Raw genomic sequence first — 13743 nt, forward strand, 5'->3', positions numbered from 1 at the left:
AATCCTTGCCTATTTACTACTCTTTAGCCATTGGTGATTTATCTATGAAAGCACATATCCAGCAACTACTTGAACAAGCTGTTATTTCTTTACAAACAGAGCAAATAATTCCTGCCGATATTGCACTACGTATAAACATTGACCGCACAAAAGATAAATCACATGGCGATTTTGCAAATAACTTAGCCTTGATGTTAGCTAAACCGACGAAACAAAATCCTCGTGCATTAGCACAACTAATCATTGATAACATGCCTGCATCGGATTTAATCCTAAAAATGGAGATTGCAGGCCCTGGTTTCATTAACTTTTTCATTGCCCCTAACATCTTAGAAAAACAGATAGATGAAGCCTTCCTTGATGCGCGCTTAAATGTACCGAAAACGGATAAAGCACAAACGATTGTTATCGATTACTCTTCACCTAATCTTGCTAAAGAGATGCACGTCGGCCACTTACGTTCTTCAATTATCGGCGATGCCGTTGCGCGCACACTTGAGTTTCAAGGACATAATATTATTCGTCAAAATCACGTTGGCGACTGGGGAACACAATTTGGTATGTTGCTCGCCTACATGGAAGAGCTACGCGCTAAAAATGAACCCATTGAAAATAACCTATCTAACCTTGAACAGTTTTATCGTGCCGCAAAAGGCCGTTTCGATGAGTCAGAAGCCTTTGCGACACGTGCTCGTGATTTAGTCGTAGCATTACAAGGCGGTGATGAAGCTTGCCTAAAATTATGGACAGAATTTAATCAAATAAGTCTATCTCATTGCCAAGAAACCTATGACCGCTTAGGAGTAGGCCTTACCCTTGACGATGTACGTGGTGAAAGTGCCTATAATGATGACTTAGCCAATGTCGTCACCGATTTAGATACAAAGGGCTTATTAAAAGAGAGCCAAGGGGCTAAGTGTGTCTTTTTAGATAGTTTTAAAAATAAAGATGGTGAACCACTACCCGTTATTATCCAGAAAAAAGATGGCGGTTACCTCTATGCAACATCGGACTTGGCAGCAATGCGCTATCGCCAAAATGAATTACATGCGGATCGTATCCTCTATTTTGTTGATGCACGTCAGGGCTTGCATTTCCAACAGGTTTTTGAAGTTGCTCGTTTAGCTGGCTTTGTCAAACAAGAAACCGCACTTGAACATATGCCCTTCGGAACCGTGATGGGTGAAGATGGTAAGCCATTTAAAACACGCGCAGGTTCAACACCGAAGCTTGCGGATCTATTAACAGAAGCACAAGAGCGCGCTTACGATTTAGTAAAAGAAAAAAATCAAGATATGGATGAACAACAACTTCGTCATATCGCATCAATTGTTGGTATCTCTTCCGTTAAATATGCTGACCTTTCAAAAAGTCGCACCAGTGATTACACCTTTAGCTTTGATAGCATGCTGAGTTTTGAAGGCAATACAGCACCTTACTTACTTTATGCCTACACGCGCGTTATCAGTATTTTTAATAAAGCAGAAATTGAACTCGATAACATCACCAGCCCAGTTACTCTAAGCCAAGAGAAAGAGGTTGATTTAGCGAATAAATTAACCCAGTTCAATGAAATAGTTAACAATGTTGCTAAACAAGGCATGCCACACTTTTTATGTTCATACCTCTTTGAGCTAGCAGGCCTGTTTTCAAGTTTTTACGAAGCATGCCCGATTTTATCAGCAAGCAATGAAACCGAAAAACAGAGTCGCTTGAAGCTAGCAGCATTAACCGCTAAAACCCTGAAACAGGGATTGTCTCTACTGGGAATCAACACATTGGAACGTATGTAATGCCCCCTGTTAACCGACGAAAACCCAGTACTCGCGCGAAAACGGGACAACGTCCCCGCTCTAGCGCGGCCAGTAAAAAAAATAAATCTAATAACGGATTTCCATTATTAGCAATCTTACTTGCAACGCTATTAATGGCTTTTATCGGTTACTTTATCTTCGCTGTAGATAAACCAGACCCCGCCCCCGCGGTTAAAGCTCCGGTAACAAAAAAAGAAGAACTGTTACCGGAAAAACCACAACCTAAGTGGGAGTATGAAAAGGCGCTTAAAGAAAAAGAAATCGTCGTTGATCTGCCCGTTGCAAAAAAATCGACCAATAAATATCAAATGCAATGTGGCTCATTTCGTAAAAATGATGATGCACAAGCATTAAAAGCAAGCATTGCCTTCCAAGGTTTAAATAGCCAAGTAAAACTAACAGGCAGCTGGTACCGTGTTATTTTAGGCCCCTACGAACGCAAACGTCTAGCAGAAAAAGATCGTCACAAACTGCAACGCGCCAGAATCAACGGTTGCCAAATCTGGCTATGGCGATAAAACCTTAAAAGAGAAAACAATAAACGAATAAATTATTGTTTTCTCTTTTTACCCTTGAAAATATAATAACCCCCCTCATATATAAGAATTAGCAGCTATTAGATCCTGCTTGTTGCTCCTCTTTTTTCAGTTTTAAAGGTATTAATATGACTACTATTGTTTCAGTACGTCGCGGTAACCAAGTCGTGGTTGGCGGAGACGGTCAAGTTTCTCTCGGTAATACCGTCATGAAAGGCAATGCACGTAAAGTACATCGATTATATAACAACAAGGTAATTGCAGGTTTTGCTGGCGGCACGGCTGATGCGTTTACCCTTTTAGAGCGATTTGAAGCAAAATTGCAAGCACACCAAGGTAACTTAGAGCGTGCAGCCGTTGAACTGGCTAAAGATTGGCGCACCGACAGAATGCTACGTAAACTTGAAGCATTGTTAGCCGTTGCAGATGCAAAACATTCATACATTATTACCGGTAATGGGGATGTTGTTCGTCCTGAAAATGACTTGATCGCGATTGGTTCAGGTGGCAACTATGCTCAGTCTGCAGCTATCGCCTTATTAGAAAATACGGATTTAGATGCAAAAACAATTGTTGAAAAAGCATTAACTATTGCTGGTGACATTTGTGTCTTCACTAATACCTTCCAAACTATTGAATGCATTGAGTTTGATAACGATAATGCAACAAGTAACAAATAGGAATATATCGCCATGTCCAATATGACTCCTAAAGAGATTGCACACGAGCTTGATCGCCATATCATTGGTCAAAACAGAGCCAAACGCGCGGTCGCAATCGCCCTTCGTAATCGCTGGCGCCGTATGCAACTTGATGAAGAAATTCGCCAAGAAGTGACTCCTAAAAATATTTTAATGATCGGCCCTACTGGGGTCGGTAAAACAGAAATTGCACGACGTTTAGCAAAGTTAGCGAAAGCCCCCTTTATTAAAGTTGAAGCAACAAAATTTACTGAAGTCGGTTATGTCGGTAAAGAAGTAGAAAGTATTATCCGCGACCTAGTTGATGTATCCATCAAACTAACACGCGAAGAAGAAATGGAAAAAGTAACCCATCGAGCAGCAGACTTAGCCGAAGATCGCATTCTAGATATATTGATCCCTCCTGCAAAAACCGATAATGAGTGGGACAAGAGCAAAGTTGAAGATGGTGCTGCACGCCAATCGTTCCGTAAAAAGTTACGTGAAGGGCAACTTGATGAAAAAGAGATAGAGTTAGATGTTCCCGCACCACAAATAGGCGTGGAGATAATGGCACCTCCGGGCATGGAAGAGATGACCAATCAGCTACAAGGTCTATTCCAAAATATGTCAGGTAAAAGCGAAACTAAAAAACGCAAATTGAAAATAAAAGATGCGTTAAAAGTCTTAACAGAATCTGAAGCATCAAAATTAATCAATCAAGAAGATCTGAAAGAGAAAGCGATATTTGCCGCTGAAAATAACGGTATTATCTTCATTGATGAAATAGATAAAATATGCAAACGCGGGGACACTTCAGGTCCTGACGTCTCTAGAGAAGGGGTGCAACGCGACCTGCTACCTTTAATTGAAGGTTCAACCGTCAGTACTAAGCATGGCATGGTAAAAACCGATCATATGTTATTTATCGCATCGGGTGCTTTCCAAATTGCCAAACCTTCCGATCTGATTCCTGAACTACAGGGGCGATTACCTATTCGTGTTGAATTAGAAGCGTTAAAAGAGCAAGATCTTGCACGTATATTAACTGAACCTAAAGCATCGCTGAGTGAACAATACCAAGCATTATTGGCAACTGAAGGGGTAACCATCTCATTTACCCAATGTGGTATTGATAAAATTGCAAAATCAGCATGGCATGTCAATGAAACAACAGAAAATATAGGCGCACGTCGTTTACATACTCTCATGGAGCGCATTATGGACGAATTATCCTATGATGCCTCCGACAGAGGGGGTGAGTCAATTATCATCGATGCAAACTATGTTGCTAATGCGTTAGATGAACTAATCGAAAACGAAGATCTAAGTCGATTCATTCTCTAGCTCTACAATTAAACCTATCAAAGCCACTATTTTTATAGTGGCTTTTTCAATATATCAATAAGCGTTTTTGTCTGAAAATCCCTTAATAATGGTCATAAAAATAATTTTTATATCCAATAATATTGACCAAGACCTTATGTACTCTAAATCAAACTCAATGCGTTTTTTCATCTTATCTAGGGTATCGGTTTCTCCACGCCACCCATTAACTTGCGCCCACCCCGTAATCCCCGGCTTTACTTTATGGCGCAACATATAAAAGTCGACTAATTCACGGTAGGTTTCATTATGTACGACTGCATGTGGTCTAGGACCAACAATGGACATTTGCCCAAATAATACATTGATAAACTGCGGTAACTCATCGAGGGAAGTTCGCCTTAAAAAAGCCCCTAATTTTGTTACCCGAGCATCTCCCTTAGTAGCTTGTTTAACAGCAGTACCATTTTCGCTAACGGTCATTGATCTGAACTTTAAAACATCAATAGATTTCCCATCAAGCCCATAACGCTTTTGCTTGAAAAAAACAGGACCACGGGAGTCAAGCTTGATGAGCAAAGCAATCGCTAACATCGGCAACATAATGATCGGCAGGATAATTAAGGAGCCAATGATATCTTCAACCCGTTTTGCAACGGAAGATAAACCACTCATAGGAGACTCATAAACACTGATTGTTTGCACGTTGCCCATATAAGACAAACGAGAATTCAATAAATTGAAGGTAAAAAAATCGGAAACAATATGTACATCAACGGTCGTATCACCTAGATATCGCAAGATAGATTCAATACGATTTTGAGCGTTAAAAGGCAACGCAATATAAACTAAATCGAATTCACCATCCTTAGCTCTTTTTACCCCCGAATCGATACTCCCACCTAAAAAGTCAATGTATTTGGTAGATAATCGCTCAACTTCTCTATCATCAAAGAAAGCCGTTAGCGTGCAACCTATTTCCATTCGCTCAGTAAGCTCATCGGCCAAACGAATCCCCGAATCAGTCAACCCAATAATGGCCACTTTACGAAGATTAAAACCAAGACTACGGTATTTACATAAATATAAATGTAAAAAATAGCGCCAACCAATCAAACCAAATGAGGTTAAAACTAACCACAAACCAATAACCACTCGAGAAATATCGGTCCCCGTTTTAGTAAAAAACAAATATGTTGTCACCGCAAAAATAGCAAACAACCAACAAAGAAAAGTATTTAACGTTAAACGAGAATAAAAGCGAGTTTGACCTGAATGGTAAAGCTGATTATTTTCAGCCAGGAGAAGGTAAACAATAGAAGCGATTAATGAGACTAAAGAGTAGTGTTCGTTAAAATTCGAGTCATAACTATAAATAGAAAGCAGCAAAACGCATTGAATCACCACTAAATCGGCAAGTCTATATACAAAAGAATTCCTATTAATACTATCTCTTACGTAATCTTGCGTCATTATTACATCCTTGACTTGTTTTTCCCAAAATCAGATATTCCTTTTGAAAGGGGTTAATTAGATTAATTATAGTACGATTGTGAATGATTCAGAAGCAATATTAAGTCAAAGTGGGATAATACTCTCCGAAGTAAACACATTACCCACTAAAATAAAATGGTTAATTGAAACAAATAGATACGTGATAGACGCATGCCTTCCCTCATAAATAATGTCCCCCAATATGCGATTTAGAGCTTTACCCTATATTAATTTACGCTTCGAAGAAAGCGCTTTAACCGATCTAAAATTTTAATTCACATACTTAACTCAATGGTCAGTAATCCCCCTCTATTTTTGGCAAAAAACAAAAAAATGCCAGTCAGTTTCGAACTGGCTGGCATGATCCAAGTGAAATAATATTTCAATAACGCTTATTGTGGATTAAGACCTAATTTTTCTAGTACTAGCATAAAGTTATCACGGCGTTCTTTTATGTTATGAACCGCACCGCTCTCTGGACAAGTACTGTCAGGACAACCTCGGTTAACGATACCTGATACCGCATCAATAAATGCTGTTCCCGTCATGCCACCATCGACATACTTTTTAATTTCATTGTAGTAGTTCCAATCTTGGTATAAACCGCCTTCGTCATTGTAGGCTTGTACTGAGGTTACCCAGAAAAACAGACCCGCAATCCATTTGATTTCTCTATTCTCTTCAGAACTACAAATTAACCCTGGGTTTGAACAGAAGTCTAAGTCGGCATACAACGGACTCGCAGGTGGAGCTTCAACTGTCGTACCATCAATCGTTTTACCGATAGTCTCAGGATCGACATGTGAACGGCCCATGAAGTGATTCAGTGTACCGAAATTTTGACGACCAGTAGTTTGTATAACACCACGTCCCCACCAGCCACAACCTTCAACGGTCTCCTGGCTACTACCATCCCAAATGAACTTCCCAGCTTTTTGACCAATATAAACTTCACACTCGTTACGTTCCCATACTTGCTTTGAAGTATCAACAGCAGTCGGTACAGTATTACAGTGCCCACTGTTCGTCCAACGACCAACGTGACCATTAACCAATAGGCCTTGCTCTGCAAGTACAGAATTTGGAGCGGCAAAAATTGGCGCCGGTGCACCGTACCATTGGGCGTGAGTTTGCGCTGTTACTTCCATTTTATTATCACGAGGACAAGAATATGGATGGTCTTTACCGGTTACCGGATTCATTCCATAATCTGCATATTTTTGACCTAACTGACCACAACTTGCTGTCATCGGGTAGTCTGCTGGTGCGCCGTATTTAATTTCAGCCCAATTGTTTTCATCACAAGCATTGTAGCGAATCGTCTCTTGCATACTTTGCGCTAAGAAAGCTGCGATAGCGACCTTAGCGTACTTAGCATTTGTTTCATCATCTGCATTTTCATCGACTAACCAGAAAGTATTGCCAGCAACACCAATATTATGCATTGAATTTAAGCCATTTAAGAAATCCGCCCACTTATACACAGTCGATGGAATCCATTTTGATTGAGGGGTTTCGTATAGAAAGGCTTCATTATTCATCACCGTTTCAGCATTCTCTAAATCACGATTAAGTGATGGGATAACCGTTAATGGTCCTTCTAGAACATCATCACCAACATAATATAGTGGCACTTTAGCACCTTGGTAACGTTCAATTTTTGCCGTTAAATCAGCACTATCAGCGTCGAATAAAATGGCGAATATATTACTATGAGCCGCTTTACGAATTTTACTTTCTTCAGGGGTCGTCCCCATAAAATAAGCAGCAGCTTGAGCCGTTGGCAGGGTCGATAGTAATGCAGGAGCCTGTACAAAGTCTGTGACTTGTTTTACATACTCCAAAGCGTTGTGCCATTGATCGCTTGATAAGGGGGCAGATGAGCTTGACTTAGAAAAAGCAATAAAGTCAGCAGCATTACCTGATTCAGCTTTATACAGCTTGAATTTATCCAGTAAGTCTGCCGTTGCTTTAGATGCCGCATTCCATACCGCTCTTCTACCTGAATAAGTTTCGTAAGCAAAATCTCCAATGCTTAAAGACCAACCAAAAGTTGCTTCAGGAGCCATTGTAGACAACACTAAATTTTGCGCTTGAGCCCAGCCTTTAACATCATTGCTTAGTGCATTAATATCATCGATATCAATTCGACTACCCGTGTAATCAAGCGCTTCCGTTAACGCTTTTTTGACTGCAATAGTCCTTACCGCTTGGCCATCATTGATAAGTGCATCAAGCACATCACTTCTAATGATAATTGCTGAAGAACCAGCCTGTTTAGCGACCTCAATCAATGCAATAAAAGCATTCGTTAGTTTTGCGTAATCAGATAAATCGTCGGCGTTGATCGTATTAACATTCACCACAGTCGGCGCATCTAATGAGGGGCTAGCGACAACAAAATCACTCGGCCACCCCTTAACCTTCAAACTCACAGGATCCATTGGGTTTGGTAAAGAAAGTAGAGGTGCAGTACCCGGTTCGGTGCCATCACAATTTAAGTGATGTTGCCAAGAATCATCGCCACCTGGAATTGACTGTGTCCAATATTTAGCAGAATAAGCAATATTGTTATAAACCATGATATCACCTTGACCGGCATATCCATTTTGGGTCCAATCAGGGTAGACATTAAACTCGACACACAACTCATCAACAGGATCTACTGGGGGTACTTCTGGTTGTCCTGGCTCAAGTGGATACTCGGGATCGGCCGGAATAATGGGGGTACCAGTATTAGGCTCTTCAGGTGCAACAATTGGTGAACCAGGCTCACCAGGAACAACAACCGGTATACCAGGCTCAAGTGGATACTCGGGATCGGCCGGAATAATGGGGGTACCATTATTAGGCTCTTCCGGTGCAACAATTGGCGAGCCAGGCTCACCCGGAACAACAACTGGTATACCTGGCTCAAGTGGATATTCGGGATCAGCTGGAATAATGGGGTTGCCATTATTAGGCTCTTCAGGTGCAACAATTGGCGAACCAGGCTCACCCGGTGCAATGATTGGCGCCCCCTCGCTAGGGCACTCAGTTAAAGTCCAAAACCATGATGATGCACTTGGAGTTTCCCATACTCCGGGATTATTTTTAGCAATAAAACACTGATCTTTATAAGAAACTATAGCACCATTACTAACACGTGTCTCACCTGGAATAAATGCCACAAGATCACCTGGTACCGGCTCTGGGATCGGTTCTGCATTACCAATTAGTTTCCATGGAGAGTCCCACACGTTCGCATAATCATTTGTAGGGCTTTGTCCAGGATTAGCATACCACTTGGCTTCATACAATTTACCGTTAGCTGTTACCTGAGAACGGCCAGGATACGCCTTTGTAACGTCATAGAGTTCAGCAGCATACAAGTGACCAGTTAAGAGAATACCAGCTAGCGCAGCTGTTATTTTATTGATTTTGCGCATAAATTTCCTTTTACATTAATGCATTATATTTTTAGCTATTCCATTTTAATTTGAAATTGGAGAGATCTTAGCTACGTTTCTCCCGTCTACAAGAAAGCCTATCTGCAATGTGGATAGTAATAACAGCTTTGCCGCCTATGTATATTTCCAAATCATTTGGCATATTTAGATGCAAGGGTAGATTTCCGTAAATATCATCAGATATTTTTCACTCGTTGCCGAACACTGCAACGATGACAATACAGATGTAGATATAAAGCCCCCTTTAAATTTGCTTAAATTCTATCAAAAAATTGAAACATTCATTTTGTAAGTTTTTTCCTACTTTTATTGGCCTTTTGCAAATATAAACAATATTTTGTGCAATCCTATGAAGTGTTGCCTTAAAGAAATAAACACCGTAACATTTCCTTTTAGCAAAAGGATTAAAGCGCTTAACTTGACGGCATTCCTTTGCGAAACTTAAAATTTAATCAAACAGAGAACATTAACACGATGAATAACGATGCAGACACCATCACCAACCTCGACCAATTAAAAGCATTTTTAATCACTGTTGAAAACGGTGGTTTAGGTCTAAGCAATATAGGCGGAATAGCTATGGCAACCAGCAAAAAAGATGGACGCCGATTTGTCGCGGTGTTGGATGACAAGCACCAACTATTATTATCTAGATGGATCACAGAAGAGGTGTTTCAAACAGGCCAAGACTTAGTACGTAACGGCACCAAGACTACGAAACACTAAATAGTTATCCCATTTAACGATGGGATCTCAATTATGCGGTATTTTATGCGAATTGTTGCATACCCAGTCAAATTATCTATCACTTACATATCCTACAAGTCAAAAATTTTACAGCCTACTAAGATAGTTGACCCTCACACAATAATGAAGTTGGCTAGCACCCTGTCAAAGTTATGCAACGACTATTGAGTATATGACAATATTTATAATCCCCACGGCGTATTCAGCATAGAAACGTATTCCTGAAAAGATAATACCAACTCCGGTAAGTATGTGATCTAAATTTCGCGTAGGAAAAACAGCTTAATTCAAGGCGTAATTTGACGTAAATGGCTATTCCCTTTGCGAAAATTACAACGCAGCAGTAAGTTGTTTTAACCAGTAAAATAGATCAGCTATTTATCGGAATTGGTATAAATCGGCAAATAATAACAATGAAGAAACGAGGAGCTATTCACACAAACAATATATCGAAATAACATTACTAAATTTCGAATAGAAATGCGTGATGACAAAACACAAAATTCACAATAAATTAATTACAATAAACTTTCAGGGTGGTATTTAACCGACACAGACAGAGGGGTGGCACTCTCTTATTTTTAACTTCTCATTACAAAGGTAATTAATGATGCTTTTAAATAAAAAACTCCCAGCTTTACTTATATGTTCAACTCTCACAGGTAGTTTATTATTTGGCTGTAGTACCACCTCAGACAATGTAGATACTCTAATGAAAGGTGAGTTGCTACGTAATGGTCAATTTACTAATGGCTTCGATGGTTGGTGGGCTACAGGTGCAGAATTAAATGTAAAAGATACTGAAGGTTGTATCAACATTACCACCGCAGGTAGCAAACCTTGGGATGTGATTTTAGGCCAAGGAGGCTTTGGGCTAATAAAAGGAATGAGTTACACATTAGAATTTACCGCTCGCGCTAATGTAGATACTAAGTTCAATGCCGTAATTCAACATGAAGGCGCACCTTATACCAACTATTTTAGCAAAGAGATATCTGTAAGCAGTAAGTCAGCACCGTTTACTTTAACCTTCACTCATCAGGAAAGTAGTGACCCTAAAACAGATTTCCAACTACAATTCGGCGCTCAAAAAATAGCGAACGTCTGTGTTCGTAACCTATCTCTAAAAAGCAATTAATATCAATTAACCTACTTTGCTCCTATGCCACGCTTTGCCAGTGGCTTTTCTTGCTAAGTTGTAACACAACAAAGGATTATAAGACAAAATGGAAAAACAAGAAGCGATTGCTTTACTGCAATTAAAAGGCAAAGCGTTAACCGAAAAAAACATCAAACAAGCATACAATGCAATAGCTGAGCCTATTCAAATGGAGGCCATTAATGCATCAACAGCTGAGTTAGTTAAAAAGCATATGGCAACACTTGATAGCCTTAACCAAGCGCAAACAGCTTTATTAGATAGTATTGATGAGCCCAATACGTTAGATAATATAGCTGAACCTTCTCTCCATACGAATATCAATAGCATCAAAGAATCGATTGTTGCGAGACAAAGTAATACCCAAATACCGATAATAGATACTTCAAAGAAGGGCGTTCAACATCATACTTTTCATGAGCTCCCAAAAGAGAGCAAAGATAAATGTATACCTCAAGCGAATAGGCAAGCGGAAATTAATAACACTAACCGTAGCACAAACAAATTAGTACTTATCTTCCTCACCGCTATATTACTAGGTGGTGGAGCTATCGCCTATCAACAGGGTTGGTTAAACCATTTTATAGGAAACCTTAACTCAGTTGAGAAAGAGTTCTTTTTACAGCAACGAATGGAGGGGACACAATTATTAGAAGAGATCAATACTCAGGTTCAACGTTTAGATAAAGGGCAACGTGATTTATCTGCAGAGCTAGAAATTGCTGAGAGTGATCCTGTTAAGATAGACAACCTTGAAGCGTTACACTTCAGGCAGCAACTTATCCAAGAGTATCTTGCGGAAGGAGCCCTCCTATCAGAGTTAGCAGGGCAAACTACTCAAGCACAAAATATTTTGAATAATCAACAATCTAAACCTGAAGATAACTTACAAGCGCTGCAGTTACTTCATGATGCCAATCAAGCATACCAAAATATATGGCAGCAGTTTAATGCTAGTCAGCACTTATATACCATTCAGCAAGACGCGCTACAAGCACAAGCAAAACTAATGCGAGCCTTGGAAACCTATCAGCTAATTGCATCGAGTGAAATCGCGCAAGCTAACCTGTTGATGGATACCGCAAATGCAACCAAGCAAGCTTGGCAATATACCAAGGCGATAAAATACTATCAGGAAGCATCTACGACATTTATTGCATTACTTGCACACATAGCAAATTTACAAGAATCAAAAAAAGAGGCGTTTACAGCTAAAGATAAAGTAGATCAAATAGTTAAAGAACACAATTTAAAATCTCCAGATATACAACAAGCTTCTGATTTAATGGAAAAAGCAGAAAAAAGTAGCCGTGGAGGTTATATCGAAATTGCAATTTCGACGTACCAACAAGCTGAACAACATTGGTACAAAATATTCGGCGATTTAGCAAGACAAGTTGAAGCGATACAAAAGAATAAAGCTTCAAAAGAAGCTGAAATAGCATTAGAAGCTAAAATAGCAGCAGAAGCTAAAATGGCGTTAGAAGCTAAAATAGCAGCAGAAGCCCAAATAGCATTAGAAGCCAAAATAGCAGAAGAAGCCAAAATAGCAGCAGAAGCCAAACAAGTATTAGAAAAAACAAGAGCTGAAAAACAAGCGCAAATGCTAAATAAATATGTTGGCCCTTTAGTTTTAATAAAAGATGGTAAGTTTCAAATGGGCTCAAACGATGGTGAAAAGAGCGAAAGCCCCGTTCATAGTGTGAGTGTTAAGCCATTTAAGATGATGGCTCATGAAGTAACTTTCGAACAATGGCAGGCATGTGTAAACCAAGGCGCCTGTACTTATTTACCGTCAGATAAAGGCTGGGGAAAAGGTACCCGTCCAGTTATATCGGTCAGTTTCAATGATATTGTCGATGAATATATTCCTTGGTTGAATAAAGTAACAGGGATGGAGTTTAGTTTACCGAGTGAATCACAGTGGGAATATGCTGCACGTGCAGGTAGCACAACTCTATACAGTTGGGGAGATGAGATTGGAGACAACCTTACCAACTGTGACTCTTGTAGTCGTTTGAAGCATCAACGGACTGTACACGTACAGAGTTTTGATGCTAACCCATGGGGATTATATGATATGCATGGTAACGTGGCTGAATGGACACAAGATTGTTGGAATGAAAACTACAATGGGGCTTTGGATAACGATGCCGCGCGGTTAGATGGAAATTGTGATATGGCGGTGTTACGTGGTGGTTCTTGGAATTCGCCCCCAACTCAGTTGCGTTCAGCTAATCGTGAACATAGGGCAGTGAGTAATCGAGACTCTGGTAATGGTTTCCGTTTAGTTCAAAAGTAATATTTCTATTATTCAATTCTCACTAAACTGGACATTACAATTTTGAATGAAACTATACGCTATCGCAGTTAATGTTTTCAAAAGGCTCATGCTTACTTTGCTCTAGCCGGAGACACATATTCAGATCATATAGCTATATTACCAATTCCAGTAAATAGCTGAATCTATTTTACTAGTTACAACGCAAAGAATTAAGATTTCATTTGTTTAAACGAGTTAGAGAAAGAAACTAAGAT

At 39.8% G+C, this 13743-nt stretch carries 9 protein-coding genes; 7 read left to right on the plus strand and 2 right to left on the minus strand.

Annotation, left to right across the window (positions count from 1 at the left end; translation table 11 throughout):
• Positions 1-44 precede the first annotated feature (44 nt).
• The 4 genes from argS to hslU all read left to right on the plus strand — a co-directional run bounded on the left by argS (position 45) and on the right by hslU (position 4377).
• Positions 45-1793: an arginine--tRNA ligase gene (argS, locus tag AB1A03_RS01450; RefSeq protein WP_354622816.1), complete on the plus strand. Its 1749-nt coding sequence runs from the start codon at positions 45-47 to the stop codon at positions 1791-1793.
• Positions 1793-2332, plus strand: coding sequence for an SPOR domain-containing protein (locus AB1A03_RS01455; protein ID WP_354622817.1), 540 nt, complete (start codon positions 1793-1795; stop codon positions 2330-2332). The genes argS and AB1A03_RS01455 overlap by 1 nt, the downstream gene beginning before the upstream one ends.
• A gap of 146 nt (positions 2333-2478) precedes the next feature.
• A complete protein-coding gene (gene hslV / locus AB1A03_RS01460) occupies positions 2479-3030 on the plus strand; it encodes an ATP-dependent protease subunit HslV (RefSeq protein WP_354622818.1) in 552 nt (183 codons plus the stop codon).
• Between the two features lie 12 nt (positions 3031-3042).
• Positions 3043-4377: an ATP-dependent protease ATPase subunit HslU gene (hslU, locus tag AB1A03_RS01465; protein ID WP_354622819.1), complete on the plus strand. Its 1335-nt coding sequence runs from the start codon at positions 3043-3045 to the stop codon at positions 4375-4377.
• A 54-nt stretch (positions 4378-4431) separates the two neighbouring features.
• On the opposite strand, the gene AB1A03_RS01470 is transcribed toward hslU, so the two are convergent.
• Both AB1A03_RS01470 and AB1A03_RS01475 read right to left on the minus strand, forming a co-directional pair.
• A complete protein-coding gene (locus tag AB1A03_RS01470) occupies positions 4432-5829 on the minus strand; it encodes an undecaprenyl-phosphate glucose phosphotransferase (RefSeq protein ID WP_354622820.1) in 1398 nt (465 codons plus the stop codon).
• Between the two features lie 413 nt (positions 5830-6242).
• Positions 6243-9278: a cellulose-binding domain-containing protein gene (locus AB1A03_RS01475; RefSeq protein WP_354622821.1), complete on the minus strand. Its 3036-nt coding sequence runs from the start codon at positions 9276-9278 to the stop codon at positions 6243-6245.
• A gap of 495 nt (positions 9279-9773) precedes the next feature.
• Between AB1A03_RS01475 and AB1A03_RS01480 the strand changes: the two genes are divergently transcribed.
• From AB1A03_RS01480 to AB1A03_RS01490, 3 genes are all read left to right on the plus strand, one after another.
• Positions 9774-10025, plus strand: a complete 252-nt coding sequence (locus AB1A03_RS01480; protein WP_354622822.1) for a hypothetical protein — start codon at positions 9774-9776, stop codon at positions 10023-10025.
• Between the two features lie 628 nt (positions 10026-10653).
• Positions 10654-11184 carry a carbohydrate binding domain-containing protein gene (locus AB1A03_RS01485; protein WP_354622823.1) on the plus strand — a complete coding sequence of 177 codons (531 nt, stop codon included), beginning with the start codon at positions 10654-10656 and terminating at the stop codon, positions 11182-11184.
• 88 nt (positions 11185-11272) lie between these two features.
• Positions 11273-13507 (plus strand): formylglycine-generating enzyme family protein, encoded by a 2235-nt coding sequence (locus AB1A03_RS01490; protein ID WP_354622824.1) that lies wholly within the window; start codon positions 11273-11275, stop codon positions 13505-13507.
• Positions 13508-13743: the final 236 nt, after the last annotated feature.

The organism is Psychromonas sp. MME2, from assembly GCF_040566515.1.
Lineage (GTDB): Bacteria > Pseudomonadota > Gammaproteobacteria > Enterobacterales > Psychromonadaceae > Psychromonas.